21 protein-coding genes are annotated in these 24,191 nt (G+C 42.4%); 4 read left to right on the plus strand and 17 right to left on the minus strand.

Annotated features, from left to right (window positions below):
* Positions 1 to 39: 39 nt before the first annotated feature.
* From ACYVIL_RS00670 to ACYVIL_RS00700, 7 genes are all read right to left on the minus strand, one after another.
* On the minus strand, positions 40 to 3,243 hold the full coding sequence (locus ACYVIL_RS00670) for an efflux RND transporter permease subunit (RefSeq protein ID WP_460311211.1): 3,204 nt from the start codon (positions 3,241 to 3,243) through the stop codon (positions 40 to 42).
* A 15-nt stretch (positions 3,244 to 3,258) separates the two neighbouring features.
* Positions 3,259 to 4,566, minus strand: coding sequence for an efflux RND transporter periplasmic adaptor subunit (locus ACYVIL_RS00675; RefSeq protein WP_126873340.1), 1,308 nt, complete (start codon positions 4,564 to 4,566; stop codon positions 3,259 to 3,261).
* Between the two features lie 13 nt (positions 4,567 to 4,579).
* A complete protein-coding gene (locus ACYVIL_RS00680; RefSeq protein WP_288389430.1) occupies positions 4,580 to 5,926 on the minus strand; it encodes a TolC family protein in 1,347 nt (448 codons plus the stop codon).
* Positions 5,927 to 5,994: 68 nt separating this feature from the next.
* A complete protein-coding gene (locus ACYVIL_RS00685; protein WP_071981290.1) occupies positions 5,995 to 6,372 on the minus strand; it encodes a hypothetical protein in 378 nt (125 codons plus the stop codon).
* 19 nt (positions 6,373 to 6,391) lie between these two features.
* Positions 6,392 to 7,303, minus strand: a complete 912-nt coding sequence (locus ACYVIL_RS00690; protein ID WP_460311212.1) for a cation diffusion facilitator family transporter — start codon at positions 7,301 to 7,303, stop codon at positions 6,392 to 6,394.
* Positions 7,290 to 7,655, minus strand: coding sequence for a DUF3703 domain-containing protein (locus ACYVIL_RS00695; protein ID WP_460311213.1), 366 nt, complete (start codon positions 7,653 to 7,655; stop codon positions 7,290 to 7,292). The genes ACYVIL_RS00690 and ACYVIL_RS00695 overlap by 14 nt, the downstream gene beginning before the upstream one ends.
* Complete coding sequence (locus ACYVIL_RS00700; protein ID WP_460311214.1) at positions 7,652 to 8,278, minus strand: cation transporter; 627 nt, start codon at positions 8,276 to 8,278, stop codon at positions 7,652 to 7,654. Before ACYVIL_RS00700 ends, ACYVIL_RS00695 begins: the two co-directional genes overlap by 4 nt.
* A gap of 81 nt (positions 8,279 to 8,359) precedes the next feature.
* Here ACYVIL_RS00700 and cadR point away from each other — a divergent pair, with 81 nt between their 5' ends.
* Positions 8,360 to 8,785, plus strand: coding sequence for a Cd(II)/Pb(II)-responsive transcriptional regulator (gene cadR, locus ACYVIL_RS00705; protein WP_460311215.1), 426 nt, complete (start codon positions 8,360 to 8,362; stop codon positions 8,783 to 8,785).
* A gap of 83 nt (positions 8,786 to 8,868) precedes the next feature.
* Here cadR and ACYVIL_RS00710 read toward each other — a convergent pair whose 3' ends face one another.
* From ACYVIL_RS00710 to ACYVIL_RS00750, 9 genes are all read right to left on the minus strand, one after another.
* A complete protein-coding gene (locus ACYVIL_RS00710) occupies positions 8,869 to 9,303 on the minus strand; it encodes a hypothetical protein (protein ID WP_460311216.1) in 435 nt (144 codons plus the stop codon).
* An 83-nt stretch (positions 9,304 to 9,386) separates the two neighbouring features.
* The gene (locus tag ACYVIL_RS00715) at positions 9,387 to 9,722 is read right to left on the minus strand and encodes a DUF6488 family protein (RefSeq protein ID WP_460311217.1); all 336 of its coding nucleotides are present in this window, start codon (positions 9,720 to 9,722) and stop codon (positions 9,387 to 9,389) included.
* A gap of 22 nt (positions 9,723 to 9,744) precedes the next feature.
* Positions 9,745 to 10,272: a hypothetical protein gene (locus tag ACYVIL_RS00720; protein WP_460311218.1), complete on the minus strand. Its 528-nt coding sequence runs from the start codon at positions 10,270 to 10,272 to the stop codon at positions 9,745 to 9,747.
* Positions 10,273 to 10,290: 18 nt separating this feature from the next.
* A complete protein-coding gene (locus tag ACYVIL_RS00725) occupies positions 10,291 to 10,986 on the minus strand; it encodes a HupE/UreJ family protein (protein ID WP_460311219.1) in 696 nt (231 codons plus the stop codon).
* Positions 10,976 to 14,113, minus strand: coding sequence for an efflux RND transporter permease subunit (locus ACYVIL_RS00730; RefSeq protein WP_460311220.1), 3,138 nt, complete (start codon positions 14,111 to 14,113; stop codon positions 10,976 to 10,978). The genes ACYVIL_RS00725 and ACYVIL_RS00730 overlap by 11 nt, the downstream gene beginning before the upstream one ends.
* A 9-nt stretch (positions 14,114 to 14,122) precedes the next feature.
* Positions 14,123 to 15,358 carry an efflux RND transporter periplasmic adaptor subunit gene (locus tag ACYVIL_RS00735; protein WP_460311221.1) on the minus strand — a complete coding sequence of 412 codons (1,236 nt, stop codon included), beginning with the start codon at positions 15,356 to 15,358 and terminating at the stop codon, positions 14,123 to 14,125.
* 11 nt (positions 15,359 to 15,369) lie between these two features.
* Positions 15,370 to 16,683 (minus strand): TolC family protein, encoded by a 1,314-nt coding sequence (locus ACYVIL_RS00740; RefSeq protein WP_460311222.1) that lies wholly within the window; start codon positions 16,681 to 16,683, stop codon positions 15,370 to 15,372.
* 9 nt (positions 16,684 to 16,692) lie between these two features.
* Positions 16,693 to 17,667, minus strand: a complete 975-nt coding sequence (locus ACYVIL_RS00745) for a M56 family metallopeptidase (RefSeq protein WP_460311223.1) — start codon at positions 17,665 to 17,667, stop codon at positions 16,693 to 16,695.
* On the minus strand, positions 17,654 to 18,052 hold the full coding sequence (locus ACYVIL_RS00750; protein WP_303457512.1) for a BlaI/MecI/CopY family transcriptional regulator: 399 nt from the start codon (positions 18,050 to 18,052) through the stop codon (positions 17,654 to 17,656). The genes ACYVIL_RS00745 and ACYVIL_RS00750 overlap by 14 nt, the downstream gene beginning before the upstream one ends.
* Positions 18,053 to 18,139: 87 nt before the next feature.
* Between ACYVIL_RS00750 and ACYVIL_RS00755 the strand changes: the two genes are divergently transcribed.
* Entirely contained in the window at positions 18,140 to 18,499 is a 360-nt protein-coding gene (locus tag ACYVIL_RS00755; protein ID WP_460311224.1) for a DUF3147 family protein, read from the plus strand.
* Between the two features lie 40 nt (positions 18,500 to 18,539).
* On the plus strand, positions 18,540 to 19,112 hold the full coding sequence (locus ACYVIL_RS00760; protein ID WP_460311225.1) for a manganese efflux pump MntP: 573 nt from the start codon (positions 18,540 to 18,542) through the stop codon (positions 19,110 to 19,112).
* A 953-nt stretch (positions 19,113 to 20,065) separates the two neighbouring features.
* Here the strand turns inward: ACYVIL_RS00760 and ACYVIL_RS00765 are convergent.
* A complete protein-coding gene (locus tag ACYVIL_RS00765) occupies positions 20,066 to 20,863 on the minus strand; it encodes a SprT-like domain-containing protein (protein ID WP_460311226.1) in 798 nt (265 codons plus the stop codon).
* A 198-nt stretch (positions 20,864 to 21,061) separates the two neighbouring features.
* Between ACYVIL_RS00765 and ACYVIL_RS00770 the strand changes: the two genes are divergently transcribed.
* A complete protein-coding gene (locus ACYVIL_RS00770) occupies positions 21,062 to 24,121 on the plus strand; it encodes a Tn3 family transposase (RefSeq protein WP_460311227.1) in 3,060 nt (1,019 codons plus the stop codon).
* Positions 24,122 to 24,191: the final 70 nt, after the last annotated feature.

The raw sequence follows: 24,191 nt of genomic DNA on the forward strand, positions 1-24,191 counted from the left end.
CGATGCTTATCGCATGCAACAGGCCAGCTCAAATTAAGATTATGCTCTTGTCATATCTTTTAACTTCCCTTTTGAAAACCAGGCGAAAAGCACAGGTAGTACAAAGAGTGTCAAAAATGTCGCGGTTACTAAGCCACCCACAATGACACTTGCTAACGGTTTTTGGATTTCAGCACCCACGCCGTTAGACATTAACATTGGAATTAGCCCTAGCGCAGATGTAATCGCCGTCATCAACACTGGCCGAAGTCTTGATGTAGCACCATCGAATACAGCGTCAGACACTGATAATCCGTCTGCAATGCGCTGATTGATGCTTTCTACCATCACCACCCCATTTAGGACCGCCACTCCAAATAAGGTAATAAAACCTACGGAGCTCGGTACAGAAAGATATTGCCCTGATAACCAAAGTGAAAATACTCCACCTATCACAGCTAGAGGCACATTCACGAGGATCAGCATTGCCTGACCAAACGAAGCAAAAGCAAAGTACAGTAGTAATGCAATTAAGCCCAACGAAAGCGGCACAACTATTGATAATCGTTTCTGCGCTCGTTGTTGATTCTCAAATTGTCCGCCAATATCCACTGAATAGCCAGTAGGCAGTGCTAGCTGCTCATCAATAGATTGACGAATATCTGCCACCACGCTACCCATGTCTCGACCTTGAACATTTGCCTGGATAACAACTCGCCTCTGTACGTCATCACGTCTGACTTGCGGTGGACCAAAAGCAATCGTCACTTCTGCAACATCTCCTAAACGAACCCATGCACCTGACGGAGTTTGTAAGCGCAAGTCAGCTATCGTTTGACTGTTATTTCGAAATTGTTCAGCAAGTCTGACATAAATATCATAGCGCTCATTACCATTAATGATTTGGCCAGCGCTGGCTCCACCTAAACCTTCGCTTACGAGCTCCATTACATCACCCACGGCCAACCCATAGCGCGACAGAGCGCGGCGATTCGGTGTCACAATCAGTTGAGATTCACCGGCAATTTGCTCCATAGCAACATCTCTTGCACCTTCAACTTCTTTTACTAAAGCTTCAATGGCTTGGCCTTTTTCAGCCAAGATGTCAAGATCAGGCCCAAATAATTTAATGGCAAGTTGAGCTCTTACACCCGATAACAACTCGTCCACTCGTGTCGAGATAGGTTGAGAAAAATTGAAGAGCAAACCCGGATGTTGCTCCATTTTTTCTTCCATTAACGCTTGCAGTTCATAGCGGTTACTTGCACTTGTCCATTCAGGCACTGGCTTTAACCCGATATAAATTTCGATATTGTTTACAGGCTCAGGATCGCCTCCTATTTCGGCGCGACCGATACGCGACAATGTATAGGTGACTTCTGGAAACCCCATTAATATATTCTCAAGCTTAGGGGAGACCTCTAGGGCAGTATCTAAACTAGATGAAGGCGCTAAAGTAACACGCAAGTTAATGGTGCCCTCTTCCAGTTCTGGTACAAACTCTGTGCCAAGCCGAGGAAGCACTACACCAGCAGCGACTACCATAATTGCAGCAATTCCAATCACTACTTTTTTATGCAAAATTGCCCACGATAGCCCTTTGCGATACCCCGCGTCTAGAGGTTTCAACACAACGCTTTCTCGTGGTTTCACGCCTTTTTTAAATAGATACGTCGCCAATGCCGGTACAATAATCAGTGCAACTAATACCGCCGAAAGCATGGCCAACATAATACTAATAGCCATTGGTTGAAATAATTTTGCTTCAACGCCTTCAAAGCTAAACAAAGGCATAAATACCACAAGGATTATGGCTGTTGCGAAGAAGATAGGCCGGGCTACCTCCTTGCCCGCTTCTTGTAATCGCAAAGCGATACCGTGCGTATCATGGGACGAGTCTAATGGATCATCATCTTCAACATGTTCACCCAATTGTCTCTTGTGATCATGCTCAGCATCAGGGTGAGTCAAGTGTTTAAACATGTTTTCAACCATTACCACTGAGCCATCTACTAGCATGCCGATTGCCACTGCAATGCCCCCAAGCGACATAAGGTTGGCAGAAAGTCCAAACCACGACATGACCATTAAGGCAATACCAATAGAAATAGGGATCGAAATCAGGACTAAAAACGTGGCTCGTAGATTCATCAAAAATAAAGCTAGAATAACCATAATAAATACGAACGCTAACATTAGCGCATTTACAACCGTATCCACGGCTTGAGTAATTAAGTCAGCTTGATCGTAGAATACTTCAAAACTCACGCCATCAGGCAATGCTTGGTTAATTCGCTGAATACGAGCATTGACGCCATCAATTGTGGCTTTCGTGTTAGCTCCCATGCGCTTAAGTACAATGCCTGAGACGACTTCACCTAAGTTTTGAATGTTACCGTCGGCGTCTTTTCTGGTCATGGTGGCAGCACCCTGACGAATTTCGCTACCTAACTCAACGTTCGCCACATCGGATACAGTAATCGTTGTTCCGTCTACGGTTTTTAAAGGTACCTGACGTAATTGCTCTAACCCTTCCTCGCCATGATCTAACCAGCCAGTGCCTCTTATCACAAGTTGCTCCTGCCCTCGGTTCATATACCACCCCCCCACATTGGTATTATTCCGCTCAAGTGCTTCCATCACTATATCTTGAGTCAAGCCATATCCAAGTAATTGAGATGGATTGAGGTTAACTTGGTATTGGCGTACTTCCCCACCAAAAGAGAGCACATCCGTTACGCCATCGGCAGGAAGCAGCAGCAATTTCACCACCCAATCATTTAAACTACGCAACGCCATAGCGTCTAGGCCTGAATCGGGCTCAGCCAACAATAGATACTGATACACTTGCCCCAATCCTGATGTGTTGGGTCCCATTTCTGGCGTACCGACGCCCTCGGGAATTAACTCTTTAGCCGCTTGCAGACGCTCGAATACCAATTGACGTGCAAAATAGATATCTGTGTCCTCGCTAAACACAACGGTCACACCTGAAAGACCTGTTTTGGAAATAGAGCGCACTTCCATCACATCCGGTAAGGCATACATCACCGCTTCTATTGGATAAGTAATTAACTGCTCTACTTCTTCGGCAGCTAACCCCGGTGCTTCTGTATTGACAGATACTTGCACGTTGGTGACATCTGGAAATGCATCCAAATTCAGTTTTGGAATAACAAAAACCGCGCTGACTATTAACGTTGTCAGAGCAATCACCACTAACAAACGATTAGTAACAGCCCAATCAATTAATTTATTAAACATAAAGACTCCTCCTAATTAGTGGTTGTGTGGGTCAAAACCGCCTTTAGCGATTTGTGAAGCGACAAAAAAAGCACCTTCGCTTACTACGCGAGAACCCGGCTCTACACCGGTTATTTCCCGCAAGCCACCAAGCGCTCTTCCAAGTTCAACTTCGACGGGTAAAAACTCGCCGGGATGATCTTCTACAAATACCATCCAGTCTCCATCGGGCCCTCGCATTAGCGCACTTTCTGAAACAGCCATTACCGGCATTTTTGTCAGAAAACGGAAATACACCTCGGCAAATTGACCAGGATGCAAACGATGTTCAGGGTTGCTCACTAATAGCCGAACCGTTCTCGTTCGAGTAATTGGGTCAATGGTATGTGCCTCTTGTGTAACCGTTGCATCAACTGTGAAGTCTCCCACTTTGATTTGTGCCGGAGAACCTGCACCTAACCGCAGGTTAATATTCGATGGTAGATGCGCTTCTACCCAAAGTTCACTTTCATCTGCCAACGAGATCAACGGCTCTCCCGCATCAATACGCTGACCTTGTTCAAACGAGTCACTGAGTACCGCGCCATCAATTTCAGCACGTAAGCTATATTCTCCTAATGCTATTGATTGCTGTGAGGTGAGCGTTTTCAAATCTGCATCGGATAAACCATATGAGATTAATACTGCACTAGCCGCTTCAAAATTAGCTTTTGCATCAATGTAGCGCTGCTCTCCAACAGTTTTTCGACCAAGTCCTTTTACTCTTTCCCATTCTGGATATGTTGTTCGGTAATTGGCTTGTGCTTGCGCAACGGTTTCGCTAAAAAGCGTGACAAGCACTTGGCCTTTATTTACCCTGTCTCCCAATGCCACATGACGACGCGTGACAACGGATGCCACTCTGGGTGATACTCTATAGCTGCTATAGCCGTTTGAAAATATTTCACCCGGTGCATACAAAGTATAATTGACAATTTTGGGGCTTAGTGTGCTTACTTTAATGTTGGCTAATGCCATTTGATTGGAGTCTAACGATGCAGAAGCAGTTTCATCATGCTCTTCATCATCTTTATCCTCGTTTTCACCTTTATCATGAGCATGTTCGCTTTCGTGATCATCATGTTCATCGGCACCCTCGCCTCCATGCTCATCAAGCTTTTGACCATCTTGTAGTTCATGTTCTTCATGACCATCATCAGTATGTTCGTCATGTTTATCTTTTATGCTTTTATCGATGCTTGTTACCGTTTCATTGTGAGCATGCTGTTGATCAGACTTTTGTGCGAAACTTGGTGCAGCGCCGACAAATGTGGCGATGAAAACTGCTAATACTGTTTTATTCATTTTGTTAATCCTGTTACTCAATTGAGAAATCGTGTTGAACTGGGGGCAAGTCGATAAGACGACCTGATTGCAGCATGAGATTTTTTAATGCTATGCGCGTTTGCTTTTCGAGCTCTATGCCAGACAGTAAACTTTCTGCGCGTTGATTCAGTGCAATAAGGTAGTTAGTCGTTGATAAATCGCCACTGCGCCACTGCTTCTCTAACAAATCACCACTACTCTCGATGCGACCCTTTACCAATGATTGCCATTGCGTAAACTGTAGGTTGTAGCTTTGCCACGCGCCAAACGCTCCTTTTAAATCGAAACGAAGTTTCCGATACTGCGCTCTAAAACGTGCTTCAGTTTCTAACGCCATGCGTTCTGCGGCGCGAGTTTCTGCACTGTAATCGTTGCGAATGTTTAACGGTATGGAAAAGGTCAGCCCAACGGTGTTTTCTCGCGCTTCCTGCCCTGCATTAATACCAAAAGTAGGATTTGCTTTTGCACTACGTCTAGTGACTTCTGCTTCTTCTTTTTGCGTGAGCCATTGCGCATAAGCGCTTGCTACTTTTGGGTGTTTTAGTAATTCTTCATCAGACGGATATGTAGCATTAGAAGGCCAAAAGTCGTCGGGTATAATCCCTCGCTCTGGCTCCCAATCAGGAAGTAACTCCCGCACCATTGCTTCGGCCATTTGAAGTTGAGCCTCTGCTCCCGCCACTTGAGCAAATTGTTTCGATAACGACAAAAAGGTAAGCTCTGCATCGATACTCCCTAGATCACCAGCCGCTTGACGTATTTCGACCAATTCAAGTAACGAATTAAGTTGCTGTTGTTGTGATTTTGCAATTACAGCGGCACTTCTTGCTGCACGCCAATTGATTAATGCATCAATAGCATCAGCTGATTTGTTTAAAACGACTTCTTGGTATTGAGCTTGTGCAGCAGTGCGCATAAAACCCGCTTTTTGTCGCCTTGCGCCTTGCCTGTCCCAAAGGTCGATTGTCTGTTCAACACCCACGCTGTAGTCATTGTTATCGCCATTACGCGTATAGTCAGTTGACAATTCAGGGTTATAAAGGGCTCGTTCAGAAGCATCAGCGAGCGCACCTGTGCTTAACAATTGTTCTTTGGCCGCGACAATATCGGGATGTTTGTTTATCTGTGAAGAGAACCAACTTTCCCAGTTCTGATTTTGCGCATGAGCAAAAATCGGTACAAACAATAAGCAAGTGCACAGCAGTTTGGTGCCATTAAATGTAAGTAAGCTAAGCCGTCTCAATGATGTGGCTTTTGTTGTTTGAATACGCTTAAAAGGCGCAGATAGCAGTGGCGACCTGACATGCAGGTCACGCCCAATAAAATGAGTAAGATTCATAATAATCCTAAAATTAAATAATAACGGACGTCGCGTTTAAGGTTATCGCGACTAGCTTTAAACAGAATTTAGGATTTTTGCTTAGGTGGGCGCAGTAAGCGGTTGATAGGTGCGTCTATAAGAGCATCTAGATAGTTAAAGTTGTGGTTTGACACCACGTGATGGTGTTTATTGATACTGTCATGACCGACCCACTGAACATGTGTACCATGGCAATGACCACAGTGATGACAGTCGGCTGGATTATGCTGCCCCTGTACTTGGTCGGTACTTGCATCTTGCGTACTTGTTGATGACAAACTCTTATCATGCTCAGCATGATTGTGTTCATGTTGCAAATGTTGAGTGTCTATTGCATCAAAATCTAACGAATTGGCCACAGCAGAAAACGACTGAAAGAGTATCAGCGAGATCATGATGTAACATATACGTTTTAAATTTTTCATAACAAGTAGCATACCAAACCTATTTCATTTCGTCACGACATTGTTCATCGGCAAATTCTAGCTCAACTGTAGTATGTTCAAAATGATACTTGGCTAATGAGCTTTGTATGCTCTCTTTTAATGACTGAATGTGTTCAACACTAACTTCTCCTTTTAAGACAAGGTGGACAGTCATAACATTGCGCTCTCCGTCTAACGACCAAATGTGAAAATGATGGAGGTCGCTTACCTTATCGTTTGCAAGCAAGTCGTTTCGGATTGTTGACATTTGCTCTTCATCTGGCGTTGCCTGTAAAAATAGCATCAGGGTTTCTTTTAGGTTACGAAACACATTGAAGAGAATGAACAAAGTAAAGCCAATGGACAGGATGGGATCTAAAATCGCCCAAGGCTTGAACATTAAGACGATGGATACGATAAATACTGCCACCCAACCGAGAACATCTTCTAACAAGTGCCAATTAAGCACTCGTTCGTTTAATGACGTTCCTTCGCTTAGTTTATAAGCGGCAAAACCGTTTACTGCCATACCAAAAATAGATAAGGCTAACATCCCCTCTACTTGGGGCATTTCAGGCTCTGCTAAACGAGGGATTGCTTCAAACAATATCCAAATAGAGCCTATGGTCAATACAACTCCGTTGATTAACGCCCCCAATAGTGAAAACCGCTTATAGCCATAGGAAAATGTGCGATTGGCATCTTTATCGCTAAGTTTATTTAAACCCCAAGAAGTACCAATCGACAAACTGTCGCCCAAATCATGCACCGCGTCTGCCATGATAGCGGTGCTGTTGGTTAGCCAACCACCGATAAACTCGATGATGGTGAATACCACATTTAAAAAGAACGCCCAGCCAATTCGCCTTGATGCATCGTCTGAATTGCCATCTGAGTGCTTATGGCTATGTGAATGATTATGACTGTGCATGTTTGATTTCATCCAAGATTGCTTTATTTGCTTGTGAAATAGGCATGGGTTTGAACGGGCTTACATTTGCCCCGCCCGTATTGCCCTCCGGTAACAAACCAATAGCCGTTTTGGTAACGGCACCAATCAGCCTGAAGAGCTGCCCGAAGACTTCTTTAGTATCCTTGCGTTTTAAGCCAAATTTAAGCATTTCATAGTGTACTCGGGTATGATGAAAAGTAGAGTGTTGACCAATCACATGCGCATCCTCAAGGGCTTTAAATTCTGTTTCTTCATCTTGATTTGTAAATGCATGTTGAGCATCTCTTAATTTTTCTTCTACATAAGGTTTTGCTGCTTGTGTAAAATTCATAACACTTCTCCATTAGATGCGCTGTTATTACGAAGTTCTTGCTTAGCATCTTTTAAGATTAAGATTGCACCCCGCAAGACGACAATTGAAACAATAAAGCCAATCACTAAATCAGGCCAGCGAGTGTCAAACAGATAAACCGTGACGCCCGCTACAATGACACCCATGTTGGCAATAACGTCATTCGCCGAGAAAATCCAACTCGCTCGCATATGTACTTCGCCGCTCTTCTGTTTTCTAATGATTGCTAAACATATAACGTTAGCGATTAAGGCAACAAAACCCATCCCCATCATTAACAATGACTCGGGGTCACTGCCTAATATCAAACGACGAGCAATATCTAATAAAATAATAAGGCCTAGAATCAATTGAAAATATCCGCTAATTTTTGCGGCATTTGCTTTGTGAATGATGGTTTTACCCACTGCATAAATACCAATGCCATACACAACCGCATCCGCAAGCATATCCAATGAATCAGCAATAAGCGCTGTTGAGTCAGCCAATAACCCTACACTCATTTCAACAACGAACATCACGGCATTAATGCCTAATAACCAATACAACACCCTTTTTTGTTCTTGGTCTTTGATTTCAATGTCGCACCCACAGCCGCTCATAAAAACACTCGCTTTACTGACTTATGACACAAGTGTAAACTCTATACTTGGTATAGAGTCAAGCGCATCAGGTGAAGTAAAATGAAAATAGGACAGTTAGCAGATAAAACAGGCCTAAGTATTCAAACTATTCGCTTTTATGAACGAAAGGCGTTGTTAGCAGCACCACAGCGCACGCAATCGAATTATCGACGTTATTCGGACGAAGCACTAAAGCAGTTGCTGTTTATTAAGCAATGCCGTGCGCTAGATATGACGATTGAAGAGATTAGCTTAGTTCTTGAAACACGAGCGAAACCGGACAGTAGTTGTGGAACCGTCAATGCTACGATTGACAAACACATTGACGATATCGAACAACGGATAACGGAGTTAAACGCACTGCGTCAATCTCTCGTTACCATTCGCTCGGCATGTACTGATAATAAAAAAGTCAAAGAATGCGGCGTTTTACATCAACTAGAAATCATTGCTGAAACCCGTACAACACCTAAAAATATCATTTAATAAGATTAGATGGAGATGTTCGGAACAAAAAATGTTTGCTACTTGGTCACTATTTTATCTGTTTAAATTTCATCTTGGTAAAATCATAAGTCTTTCTCAGGTTCGATGACAACTATCGTGTTCTTGGGTATCGACTGAAAAAAACAAGTAAAATAAGCAACATCAGGATGGCGGCTGCGATGAAATCTAGTTGTGCCCTTTCGCTTCTTATAGACTGCAGTTTTTTGTTCTAATAAATTTCCGTCTTCAGTCACAATCGAGATAAGTATTTGTCCGTTGGCGTCTACGTTGTGGTATTTTGAGCGCATTTCCCCCCAAACGCGCCATAACCCATTTTGTTTATTTATTGATACCCAATCAACAGACCATTGTTGGTTTGACATATCTTTTATGGTCGTCATTCTAGTAGAACTACTGCAAGAAGCGAGTACGATAGAGAGCATTAAAATAATAAATAGCATACTTATTTTAGGCTTTTCTAAATTACTAAATGGATTTATTGAGATACTCGTTTGCATATCTGCTCCTTAAAATCTAGATGAATTGAAAAAGCATTGTGATTTCATCAAGTTTGGATGTAGACATCTCTAAAGTTGTGTAGTCACGGATTAATTACATCATTTGTAACCGTTCTTATTTTGCCATTTTTTTCAATATGAAAATAAATGACGGTATCGCTAGTGATATTGGTTGCACTAATAATAAAGCTTTTATCTACTTTTTTAACCGTCTTTAAATTATGTCTTGTAACAGATTTCCAACTAGCATCGAGCTTTCCTACTTCATAACCAAAGTCCTTAAATGTATGCTGTTTGACTGATTTATTAACTATGTTAAGCGCGGTTTCTTCAGTAATATCATTGTGTCCTTCATGTGCAAATGCAGCACAGTGCCCAATCAATGTCATTATTAATATTATGTTTACAATCACTTTCATTCCGTAGGCCTCTCTTTGATTTCTATTTAAGTCCGATAACAGTGAATTGCCCTTTAACAATCATTTGGATTGCTACAGGCTTGTCAGTTGTATTCTTCCAATACCAGCCATGTGAGCCAGTAAAGGGTGCTGTGAAACTACCTTTCATCTCAGATAAAGTCGCTATTGCGTAGCTCTCAAAATATCCTGTTGCGTCGTTTTCAGGCTCACCGTGCAAATCAAAATAAAGTGGTTCACCATCAGTTAGCCACTCGTATGTCATCTTGTGGTGTTGCAACATCTTAAATTTATATTCGATGCCTTTCCCAGCAGGGACGATTACTTCAATCACCTCCTGCCCTTGTTCAGTAGCGACAGAGCTTGATCCTGTGTCTGTTAATTCATCGTCATGATGCGCTAGAGCGGTTAAACCTAGTCTATGACCGATATGTGTCGGATCGATGTTGTATTCTGCTGGCAGAATAAAACACACAAACACCACAGCTGCGATGATGGTGGCGAAAATAGTCGACTTTACTAATGTTTTTGTACTTACTACATGTTGTGTCATTTCAATCTCTCGTTCAAATTAGTATAAATAATAACCGGTTAATTGAAGCCCCATCAGCATCAATCCAGCGCTCATTAACATCGTGTTTGTAAGCGTTGAAAAGCGCTCGAATGAAGGGAGCTTTCGCCAGAAGTTAATTGCGATAACAATGAAAGCCAATGCCATGAATTGTCCTAATTCGACACCAATATTAAAGGCAATCATATTGGCAACTAGGCCCTCAGAAGGCAGTTCAAATTCTTGCAATTTGCTTGCTAAACCAAAGCCATGGAACAAGCCAAATATAAGCACCGCCAATTTAGTGCTCGGCTGCTTGCCAAATAAACGTTTAAACCCACCCAAATTATCGAAGCCTTTGTACACCACCGAGAATCCAATAATGGCATCGATTAAATAGGGATTAACTTGTATATCACCCAGCACTCCCCAAAGTAAGGTAATGCTGTGGCCTATCGTAAACATACTGACATACAGCAGTACATCGCGGCTTCGGTATAGGAAAAATATGACGCCGACCAAAAATAGAATGTGATCATAGCCTGTGAACATGTGTTTGGCACCGATATAAATAAACGGGAAAAATTGCGTCCCGGTATTTTGTTCCAAGAACAAACGGGTATCGTCATCAACGCCATGCGCTAAAGCGCCTAGTGACATACTCAACAACAGCAGCCCTAAAAACAGCGCGAAGATATACCTGATACTAGTTCGCATGAGATGGCTCCTTTTCCTCGGTTGGTATGTTGTCTTTATGTAATATTCGATAAAGGGCGGGAATGACAAATAATGTCAATAGCGTTGAGGATATGATGCCTCCGATAACAACCGAGGCTAATGGACGCTGAACTTCTGAGCCCATTCCCGTGTTTAGCGCCATGGGCACAAATCCTAATGACGCAACGAGCGCAGTCGTAATAACTGGTCGTAAACGCGTGATTGCGCCGTCAAATATCGCCTGCTCTAAGGACATATTTTGTTTTCTCAGATCGCGAATAAACGAAACCATGACCAAGCCATTCAGGATAGCTATGCCTGACAGTGCAATAAAACCGACTGCGGCTGATATTGAGAATGGAATATCTCTAAGCATTAACGCCGCTATACCGCCGGTCAGTGCAAGAGGTACGCCCGTGAATATGATCATGGCATCTTTAAATGAGCCCAGCGCTAATATTAGCAAGCCAAGGATCAATACTAGTGTAACCGGAACCACTATAGATAGACGCTGTGAGGCCGATTGTAATTTTTGATACGTGCCACCATACTCAAGCCAATAGCCTGCTGGAATGTCTACATTACTCTGAATTTGCGTTTTTATATCCGCAACAAAACTGCCTAGGTCTCTACCGCGAACGTTTGCTGTTACTACAACACGGCGTTTACCATTCTCCCTGTTAACCTGATTTGCACCTAACACCATGTCAATATTTGCTAATTCTTGCAAAGGTACATAGTGCCCATCGGGTAAGTGAATAGGTAAGCGATACAGGGCATCAACGTCGCTGCGCATAGTCTCGTGCAAACGGACCACAATATCTGCTCTAGCATCGCCTTCGTAAAATTTACCCGCTACTCGTCCGCCCAATGACGTTGCTAACTGTTCTTGAATCAACGCTTTTGAAATACCGTATTGTGCCAATTTTTCCAGCTTTGGAACAATAGTAAGCATAGGCAATCCTGTAGTTTGCTCCATCTGAATATCGGCAATACCTTCTACGCTGCCGATAGCACTTTGGATATCATTGCCTACCGAATCCAATATCTCAAAATCATCACCGAACACTTTGATTGCTAATTCTGCTCTCACCCCCGACAACAACTCATTAAAGCGCATTTGTATGGGTTGTAAGAATTCATAGCGATTACCTGGAATGGGTTCCACCAATGCTGCCAGATCTTCAACAATTTGCGCTTTTGTTTTCTTTGGATTTGGCCACTGCTCGCGTGGTTTCATAATAATGAAATTATCGGCAACACTGGGCGGAACAGCGTCTGTAGCAACATCGGCGGTACCTATTTTTGCGAACACTCTTTCAACTTCAGGCATTTCCATAATGCGCGCTTCTAAACTTTCTTGCAGGGCAACTGCTTGGCTTAAAGATGTACCGGGAATGCGAAGTGCGTGCATTGCAATATCCCCTTCATCCAAATTGGGCACAAATTCACTGCCTAGTTTGGTGGCTTGGTAACCCATTATGCTCACTAGCGTGACAGCAAAAAGCACAATAAACCATCTCGCTTTCATAACCCACTGAAGAGAAGGCCGGTAAAGAAAAGTAGCTCCCATCATGATGAAATTACGTCTTTCTTTGACCGGTTTTTTAAACAACAAAGCAGTTGCAGCAGGTACAAATGTAATGGATAACACCATGGCACATAACAAAGCGATAACGACAGTCAGTGCCATTGGGTGAAACATCTTCCCTTCCACACCTTCAAGCGCGAAAATAGGTAGATATACGGCGGTGATAATAAAAACGCCAAATAATGCAGGGCGTATTACTTCTTTCGTTACAGTAAAGACAATTTCCAATCGGTGCTTTAAAGCTAATTGTTGACCACTTGGACTGGCTTGACTTAACCTACGCAAGCAGTTCTCAACAATAATGATTGCACCATCCACAAGCAGACCAAAATCGAGTGCGCCTAAACTCATTAAATTTGCACTAACCTTAGTTTGTACCATGCCGGTGATGGTCATTAACATAGCAAAGGGGATCACCAAGGCCGTTAAAAGCGCAGCTCTAAAGTTTCCTAGCAGTAAAAACAAAATGACGATGACAAGCAAAGCACCTTCGACTAAGTTGGTCTTAACGGTGTTAAGCGTTTGGTCAACAAGCTTTGTCCGATCGTAAACAGCCGTGGCTACGATACCTTCTGGGAGTGACGTATTGATTTCTTTGAGCTTCTCACCAACCGCAAATGCGACTGTTCGGCTGTTCTCGCCAATCAACATAAACACCGTGCTCATCACTACTTCGCGGCCATCTTGCGTTGCAGCACCTGTGCGTAGTCCATGGCCTTCGACCACGCTTGCAACATCACTGATGCGCACACTCGCACCGTCTGTAGTTTTCACTACGGTATTAGCAAGCGCTTCAAGGTTTTCAATCTGACCTGGGATCCGAATTAACCATTGTGCACCGCTCTTTTCGATAAAACCGGCACCTTGGTTTATATTATTGTTTTCAATAGCGTTGACTAAATCAGCTTGCGTAACGCCGTATGTCAGCAGTTTTTCAGGGTCGAAGGCGACAACCAACTCGCGCTCAAAACCACCAATCGGGTTGACCTCAACCACCCCCGGCACACGCATTAACTGAGGGCGAATAACCCAATCGTGAACTGAGCGCAGCTCCATGGGCGTTATCAAGTTTCCATCTTTATCTGTCGCACCAGGCTTAGCATCAACAGTAAACATAAATATTTCGCCAAGTCCGGTGGCAATAGGACCCAATTGTGGCTCAAGGCCAACGGGTAGCTCTGATTTGGCACCAGAGAGTCTTTCATTTACCAGTTGACGCGCAAAGTACACATCCGTGCTGTCACTGAATACGGCCACTACTTGTGATAATCCGTATCGAGAAACTGACCGAGTGCCCTCTAAATTTGGCAAGCCTGCTAGTGCGGTTTCCAACGGATATGAAATACGCTGCTCAACTTCCAGCGGCGTATAACCTGGCGCATCAGTATTGATCATTACCTGCACGTTGGTAATGTCTGGAACAGCATCAATCGGTAACTTGGTGAAATTCCATAAGCCAAGCGCTGACACTGCCAGTACCAGCACCATAACAAGCATGCTGCGCTTAATGGAAAAGCGTAGTATAAAATCTAACATATGGCGCTCCTAGTGGTCGTGTGATGCGCCGGATTTTTCAATATCGGCTTTGATGATGTAACTATTGTTGGTGACGTATTCAGTGCCGGCATCAATGCCGCTAAGTACCTCAATCCATTCACCAGCCTCACGACCTAGCTCCAACATTCTGACTTCGTATTGCTCCCCTACTTTGGCGTAAACTACCGTAAAGTCTCTGAAAGCCTGAAGGCCAACTCGCTTAACGGCTAAGGGAACCTCAAAAGTTTCGATTTCTATTAGCGCGGTAACGAACATACCTTCTGTTAATAGCCCGCTAGAGTTGTCTACATCTGCAAGAAATAGGCGAGCTTGATCATCTCTCATTCCTAGACGATTTCCACTGATAGCAGTGTCAATTGTCGCATTGTGACCATTAACCATAACTGTAACGGGTGGCGATTGTCTTATGGAAGCCACATCCATTGGGAATACAGCAAGCTCTGCAAGCAATTTATTAGACTGAGTGATTTCAAGCAGCACTCGCTGACCCGACTGTTCGCCGGTATTCGCTTTTTGCTCGGTTATTACCCCTGCGATTGGCGCTTTAATTCGATTAGATTGTAAGCTCTCGTTACTTTCGATAGTAATTAACAATTGTCCCTTTTTGACAACATCTCCAAGAGCAACATGCACTTGTTTGATTTCCCCTTCAAAACGCGCTTGGATTCGACGCTTAGCATTAGCTGGTAATACAAGCTTGCCATACACTTTGATGGTTTTATGTAATGTTGCTGCACCGACAAATTCCGTATCAATCTCCATCGCTTCTGCTACTTTTTCTTCAATCAACGTGCGGCCTTCAAAATTGTCATATTCCCACGTATAGGTTTTTCCCCGATAACGAGCGGCCACAGAAACCACAAAAGAATGAGGTTCATAAATAACGGTATCTCCGCGCAAATAGTCACCTTCCGCTTTAAAGTTAATGTCGTCTATTTGCTCTCCTAAGCGAATTAATTTGATGTTTAATTCCACTTGCTCAGGAGGCACGGGTTTTTCTTCATTAGTTACCCACACCCTAAACTCTGGTGGAACGCCTGTTTCAAAGATGGAGAGCTCAATAGCAAAGTCATTGTCTCGCAACATTCTACCGCGATGTGGGCCTTTCTCAGGCTCGACCTCTACAGTTGTTTCAGTAGACTCAGCGAGAGCGCTGCTAGGCATTAATACACTTGCTACTCCAAGCTGACATAACAATAAAAAAATAAAGAGTCGGTTATTCATTCGTTTCTCACTTAATTAGAAAGGCTTGCACCGGTAAGGCGCTGAATTTCGATATGTTGAAGATGTATCGCCTGATAGGCATCCAGCAACTGTGCTTGTGTACTGAGTAACTCTTGTCGAATTGACGTCCATTCTAAATAACCGAGGCGACCAATATCGTATGCCTTACTGGCCTCCTCAGTTGCTTTTTCGAGCAAGGGGATCACTTGCTCGGTGAGCGTATCAATAACATGCTTGCTGTGTTTCATGTTTTGCAGCAACACAAACAGCTGCGTGTTGAGCTTTCTGGCCAAAACATCAGCTTGGCTTTGATATTCGGCTTGCTGAGCTTGAATAACTTGTACTTCGCCCAAGCTTCGTGAGTCATTGCCAAACGGAATAGAGATACCTGCGACTAATCCGTAATCATCGGTAGCTTCGTAGCGTCTTATGCCTGCTGATACTTGCCACTTGGGGCGCGCTTCAATGCGTGCTAGCTCAATCTGTGACTGGGCAATACGTTGTTTGTTAGCAAACGCTAAAAGCGCAGGATGAGCTTGTAGTTTTGCTAATTGCGAGGGTAAATCTTTGACGACAGGGACATTAAGCAATTCACCTTGAGGAACATAATCATTAACCTCACCGCCCCACTGAGCCACCAACTGATAACGACTCGCTTCTAGCTCATGCTGCAAGTCTTCTACCTCCAGACTTCGACGTACTAACTCTGCTTTTGATTGCAATTGTTCAATCGACAAGCTTTTTCCTGCTTCAACCCTACGTCTTATCGCAGATAACGCACTATCAGCCTGTTGTTCTGCCAGTTCCGCAAGTTGTAAGCGCTGCTCTAATATCAAGGATTCAATAAACAGCTTCGCCGTATATGCAGAGATATCAAGTGCCTTTATCTCAATGTCAAAATCGACTTGCGTAACCGCATTCGTTGCCGCATCTACACGTTTCTCAATTGCACGTTGTTCAAGCACCCATGCAATACTCAAGGTACTTTGTGCTGCACCAAAATTACTGTGAGTACCCGTACCCATTGCATCCTCAATGGTAAAGCCGATAGTCGGCCTTGGTAACACAGCTGCCTGTTTTACTTTTGCATCAAGCGCCTTACGCTGATGCCCAAATACACTCATTTCAGGGTGCTCTGCTAAAGCAAAGCTGATCGCTTGAGACAAATTCAACGCTTCTTTTGCTTGTACCTCTTGTGCATTAACGAAAAGTGGGAACATGGTTAGTCCAGCAATAATACATAGTCCAAACGGCCTAACATCCAGACTTAAAAACCGACCTACAATCGGTTTTAATGTCGTGAAAAAAGTGAGCGAGCGTTGCATGGGGAGTCCTTATGGATGAGTAAAGATAGATTCGACTAGGTGGTGAGTTGCATCCACAGCGAAGATGGTTAAACATAGCATTACCGACATAAATGCAATAGGCACTATGACAGGCATCGATTTTTTTGTGGGTGTTAATAGCTGCTGTACTCGGTGAGTTATATCATGTGATCCGAAATAACTAAGAGAAGTGTTTGATTGACGTTGTGGAAAAGTTTTCTGTAAGCGAGCAACCTTTACCAATGTTGCTGCTACATCCTCGGCTGCGTGCACCGTTGCAGTTGATTGGTCTGCAATAAACTCGGTCATTAGCGCATACTTTGCATTAAAACGTTGTGCCAATTTCTTTGGGTAATAGGCTGAAAGAAAAGCAATAAAGAGTTTTGACAACGGATCTTTATTGCGGGCGTGGGCAAGTTCATGCTTAACAACAATATTAAATTCGTTATCGGTAAGATTGTCTATCAGCCCTTTTGATACATAGCAAAGGGGGCTGAAGAAGCCTGATGTAAACGCAGTAGGGATATTGCTATCAATGATTTGGACGCCTGGATAGCTCTTTGAGCCATGCACATTATTTGAAAAATGGTTCAACGTTAACAGCGCATTACCTTGTCTATATAGCCCTGCTCCTCTAATCACTATTAGTGCCAGGCTGAACAACGAAAACAGAATAATGGTGACTCCATGCCAACTGTCTAACTGAAAAACGTACAAGTGATGCCAATGAGCTACGCTATCAACCCACCTATAAATAGCTGTGTTCTCGAAAAGTGGACTAAAAAAAAGCATCGTCATTAAACCCAAAATCCATGGGCCTGACACCCATATCAAAATTAACATTTTTTGTGATTGAACGGAGTAAGCATCAACAGATTTGCCTACTATTTGCCACACTACAGACAACAAAAGTGCACTCACCAAAAATCCAAGCAATGCAATCGTAATAAGGTTCATGATGACCGCAGCATCACTTATCAGCACTGGTTGTTCCTTTTTTTAATTGCTTTCGTTGAAGCTCGATTAATTTCTCTAATTGGTCCAATTGTGCTTCGTCCATTTCACTGGATACGGATGAAAAAGCTGCGACCATGCTGCTTTCACCCTTACTGACAAAATCACTGGCGACACTATCAATCAACTTAGCAATTAAATCACCTCTTTCAATCTGTGCAAAATACAAGTAGGCGTGCCCTTGCTTTTCGCGCCTCAATAGTCCCTTTTTAAAAAGGCGCTCCAGCGCGCTTTGTACCGTATTTAGAGAACTATCACGTTGTTTAGATAGTTCAGCATGCACGCGTTTAACGTCAACACCAGGCGATGTCCACAAATATTGTAACACCTGTTTTTCTAATTCACCGAGGAACATAAAGTGGCTTTCCTATTTTTCATGCAGGGTATATACTGCCAGAACAAAAACCGATAGGCAATCGGTTTTAATCTAAAAGGTCAATATATGGGTTGGTTAATTACAAAGTACCTCGTTACAGCGGGAATAATTGTAACGGTGTCTGAAGTCGCTAAGCGCAATGATAAGTTCGGCGCATTGCTTGTCGCACTGCCAACTGTCACGATCTTGGCAATAATTTGGCTCTATCTAGAGAATCAACCCAATGCAAAGATTGCTAGTCACATGCGATACACATTTTGGTATGTGCTACCTTCGCTCCCTTTGTTTTTGATTTTTCCTCTATTGATAGACCGAGTAGGTTTTTGGATGGCGCTTTTTGTTGGCTCAATAGTGTCGATTTTTTGTCTTTACGTGCTGGCGTTTATCTTAAAACGGTTTGATATTCACTTGTTGTCTTTTTCTTAAGTATAACGAATTTAATACTCTGTTTTAGGAATCATCATTTATGAGTATTTTTGCATTAATTCTGATCGCATTTGCTATGTCTAGTGATGCGTTTGCCGCTTCAATTAGTAGAGGAGCACAACTTAAAAGCCCACGTATTCTAAATGCCCTAAAAATGGGCCTAACTTTTGGTGTCATTGAGGGGATTACTCCTATCATCGGTTGGGCAATCGGTTCGGCAGGCTCTTCTTACGTTCAGGAAGTAGACCATTGGATAGCTTTTATCCTGTTGTTTTCACTGGGCCTGCATATGTTATATGTCAGTTTCCAAGCTGAAGAAACAGAGATTTCTTCTCGCTCTTTAAGTAAAAATCGCGCACTAGCTGCCACAATGTTAACTGCGTTGGGTACCAGTATTGACGCAATGACAGTGGGCGTCACGTTTGCATTTTTGGATGTAAATATTGTTGTAGCCTCCGTATTGATAGGTCTTGCAACCTCTCTAATGGTGACTATTGGGGCCTTATTAGGAAGAGGCTTGGGCGCCTTAGTTGGGAAAAGAGCTGAAGCGTTTGGAGGTATTATCCTAATAGTTATCGGTTCATGGACTTTGTATTCGCATCTGAGCGTTTAGTTGTAAAATTGAGACATTGGTTGAATTCGCAACTTGCATCGCAAATGTTGTTAATGTGGTGGTCAACAAAAATCATGGTTGAGGCACCTATTGCAACTGCGACAAAGATTGTAAGCTGTTGTACCACGTGAATGTCTCTTTTCTATTGTACAGAGAAAACTGACGTCTACTAGTTTCTATTGCTATTCAAACCTTACACTGTATTAACCAGCGGCATATTTACCAATTTCGTGGGGGCTTATGTTTTCGGCGCCCTACCTTGCTCGTTGCAGAGATAGCATTATAAAAACAGTAACCGTGCTCAAAGTTCGTCTAAACCTGGTTACATATTTCACCCTCACTAAAGTAACGCATCTTTTCATAACAAAGTCATCTTCTTTTCAGTCGCAATAACATGTCACTGTTATTGCTTATCTTAATAAATTAAAGTTTGATTTGAAGGCTTTGTGGTCACACTTAAAGCCTTAATGATAATAAATAGATGCTGTCGTCATTACTGATCATCGACAAAGCGGGTACGCAGAATACCGCCTAATTTACCTATTACATCTATTAGTGGAATTGCATAGCCTAAGGCGTGTTTAGAAAAGTAAAAACGCATTGCTGCCTTCCGGGAAAGCGCTTCAACCTTGAATGTTGTACATTAAATTCACGCTTGTATCAACCTATAGATAAATACTTATTTATCATTTAGTGTTTGAAACCGAAATGTAAGAAAAATATTTATAAAGCAGATAGTATGGTGAGATGCAGCTTGATAGTTTTGGCACACTTGAAGAAAGGTAAGACCATAATTCTAGTTTATTTGTATTGTATACACCTGAATTGTATAAGAAAATGAAATCATTATGTCTACGTTTGGATCATACAATCCAAACTATTGGTGGCATGCAAAATGAAAATAAAATAAATAGACTCGTGGCTAGAGATAACATGCTAAATCCGAGTAGCGGTTATTCCTTTATGAAAGGTAACTCGCAATCACCGCAAATAACATTTAGTGACGCTTTGCCATAAATTTTAGTGCTACACCCAGGGCACACATACTTTGATCGTGTTTGGCGTTTTGCTACTTCTGGGATTAAAAAATCCGGCATTGACGAAAAGCCCTCGCGCTGAGATGCATATGATGCAAACTGCGGTTCATCCCGAAGCGAAATGACATCTGCGTTTATGATATCACTTGCATGCGCGCAGTGTTCGACTTGCGAATTTGGTTTTAATACTGGATTATCAACAATTATCGGCTCATAAAGTTTCGGCAACGCCAAGCGGTCAACCCAGTTTAAATTGAATGTATCGTCTTGCAGAAGTGCGTTTGCCGCTTGCATAAACGCGCCTTGCTTCATAATAAAATCACTCATATTGCGCCCGACAATCGCCCCACCCGGCTCCCCCGTGTCTGACGGCATCAAGCCTACATCCATCATCTTTTGCGCCCACTCTTTATTGTGGTAATGACCTTCGCTTGGCAGACCAAAATGAAATTGCCACGCGTGTACCATCTCATGAACCAAGGTCTGAAAAACTTCTATTATTCTTGATGAAGCAAAATAGGAAGGATTGATACTCAACTCACTGCAGAGCTCACCTTGCGCATTCCCCCACCGTTTTGCGGCGAAGAACCCCATCACGTTCTTCTTACGCTGCACGGTAAAAATGACTGGCGGCAATTCGTTATTAAATAATGCGCGATTAAAGTGGTCAAATGCCTTTATCAGAGGCGCATAGAGTTCGTTAGTGGGCGACATTTTGCAGATGAATATCCGTGAATCATTGACATATTAGTCAATGTACACTACACGAAAATGACTAGTTTAGTAAGACGATACAGTTATATAAATTGCGCTTTTAATTACCATTTCATTTTATTTCAACAGTGTACACTGCACATTTTAAGAGATAACGTAATTAAGAGGCTAATTTTAATAACTAAAAGGAATGAAAAAATGGCAAAAATGAAAGTACTTTCTTCAGCGAGAAAGCGAGCGTTTGATAGCGTACCAAAACTAACGAAAGAAGCAACTATTGGCTATTTCACTTTAGATGTCGAAACTAAAAAGATTTTGAACAAAATGCAATCTGACGTTGCCAAGGTCGGTTACTTAGTGTCTAAGGCCTACTTTCAAGCAAAGGGACGGTTTTTTGAAACAAGTCGCTTTATTGACGCCGATATAAAAAGAGCAACAAAGGCACTATCACTTAAAAGCACTATTGATTTATCGACGTATTCGCCAGAAGTTGCCTCTCGGCAAAAGAAACAAATACTTGCGCAATACAACTGGAAAGCGATGACATCTAACACGACTGCACTATTAGCAGCACATGCAGACAGCTTAGTATCTATCCGCATGAACAAAGAAGATATGTTGTTTGCCCTTGTCTCGTATTGTTGGATGCGCCGCGTCGAAATCCCCTCATATAACCAGTTCATTGACATTATCTCGACTGCTTTTCATTCTTATGAAACACGGATGCTTCACTTGGTTGAAAAGTCATTATCACTCAAAAAGAAAAAGTCGCTGTTGCAGTTTTTTTCTGCGCAATCGCATCTATATAGCATCAGAGAGCTAAAAAGAATCGATCAAGGCCTTGGCCAGAGGGCCCTCAATCAAAATGCGGTAATACTACAGGTGTTTGGCGAGCACTTTTTTGAACTATCACCTGTTTACAAAAAAATGGGGCTCACAGACGAAGCGATTAAGCATTTTTCAGATGCAATTTACTTAGGGAACAACGATGAAATCCGGCGATTGAAAAATGACAACAAACAGTCGCTTTACTATTTGTCTTTTATTTATGATCAGTTTTATAAGCGCCATGACTTTGCTGCAGATGCTATTTTAAAAGTTGTTAAACAATTTACGAACAAAGCAAAAGGTAATGAGCGGAACAGACGCGAAGAGCAACGAGTCAGTACACTCGAGGCTAATAAAACGGTACTAAATAGCGCAAAAGATGCCAAGAGAGTGTTAGAGCTAGTATATTCCATCACCCAAGATGCGGATTTGTCTTTTGAAGAACGAAACGAGCGAGCACATCAACTGATAAGCGCTTTTTTCAATGCCGAAAACCCTGATTTTGAAAAGCATCTTGAACGTGTTGGGAACAGCATTACTAAACTAGCTACCCATGCTGATTATTATCGCTCGCTGTTTGAAAACAGCATCAAACTCCAGCGCACATTAGGTCCGCTTATTAAGTCTATGAGCTTTGACACGCAAAGCAAGGACCAAGGACTCTTAGATGCCATAACCTTCTACCTATCCCAACCAAAAATTATCGATGAAGACTCACCTACTGCGTTCTTAAGTAAAATCGAATTGGCTCACCTGAATGACGAAGACGATATCAATCCAATAAACAAATATCGGGCGTTCCTATTCATGGGAGTGGCGAGAGGACTAAAGAACAAGTCATTAACGTTAACTTATTCCTATCGTTACAGACAAACGCCAAGTTATATGATTAGTATCGAAGAGTGGCGTCATCATCGAAAACGGCTGTTAGCAGCAGCATCGCTTGAAAAGTTTGCAGACGGAAAAGCGTTACTTGCCGACATTGGTCAGAGCGTAACGCGAAGATTTGAAGACGTCACTAGGCGAATTAACAACAATGAAAACTCACATTTTTCGACAAAAGAAGATGGTACCTGGCGGATTAAATATCCCGACCCCGAATTTTCGATCGCGAAATACATACCCACGATATTAGGAGCATCTCGCTCAGTTACGCTTCAAGATGTCATGTTCGAAATAAACCGGCATACTGATTTTTCAAGTTGTTTTCGTAATCGTCTTCCACGCGCTGGTAAGTCTGAAGTAGACGTGCGCTTACTGTTTGCCACAATATTAAGTTTAGGGACAAACTTGGGTCATACAGAGCTTGCTAGGGCAAGTAAGTTATTTTCAGAAAAAGCGTTAAAAGATACAGAAAATTCGTGGATATCTACTCAAAACTTCCAACGAGCAAATAACCTTTTAGTCAAAACGATCCAATCTCTCTCCTTACCCACCATATATAATGAAAATGATGGCAGATTACATTCAAGTAGTGATGGTAAGAAAGTCGTGGTTAACGTGAACTCTTTGCTTGCAAATTATTCATACAAATATTACGGCAAAGAACAAGGCATAAGCGTTAATAGTTTTCTTGATGAAAAACAGTCATTTTTTCATGTCAACGTCTTAACGTCATCAGATCGCGAGGCACCTTACGTCCTTGAAGGGTTAGTATCATCAAAACATGCATTGATGCAAGACGATATAGAGGAGCACTTTCATAGCACCGACACGCATGGTTATACTGAAGCTGTGTTTGCGGGTTTGCATTTCATGGACGTGTCTTTTGCACCACGCATTAAAAATGTTCATCATCAAACTCTCTATGCTTATGAGTCTAAAACAACCAGCAAATACTCTGATTCGCCATTAGCGCCGAAGACGCAAATTAATAAGAAACTCATATTGGATAATTGGGACGATATATTAAGGCTCATGGCATCTATGAAGTTAAAGCGCTGCAGTGCTTCACAAATGTTAAAAATGTTATCCAGTAGTCAGCGAGACAACACACTATATAAAGCCTTTAAAGAATTCGGGCGATTGCTAAAGACCCACTTCATTTTAAACTATGTAGACGATGAAGCGCTCAGGCAAAATATTCAGAAGCAGCTTAACAGAGTCGAGTTAGGTCAAAAACTTGCTGACAAAGTACTGTTTGGAAGAAACGGTAAGTTACAAGTCGGTCTGCAGGACGAGATTCAATTGGTCATGGCCAGTAATACCTTGTTACGCAATATGATTATTCTATGGAACTACTTATTTTTGTCTGACTATTGTTTGTCTCTTGATTCACATGATGAACGTGCGAATGTCATTGAATCAATATCGACCGGCTCGGTTATCGCTTGGGCGCACATTAACTTTATGGGTATATATGAATTTAACCCAGTTGTACGAAGCCAATTTGGATCTACATTAAAGCAGATGAGAGATGTGTCTATTTAGTTTTTGCAATATTAAGCCACTTTAATCAATGGCTTATATTAGAATATCGAAAATCAGTGACCTAAACGGT

The sequence above is a fragment of the Aliiglaciecola aliphaticivorans genome (genome assembly GCF_054782055.1).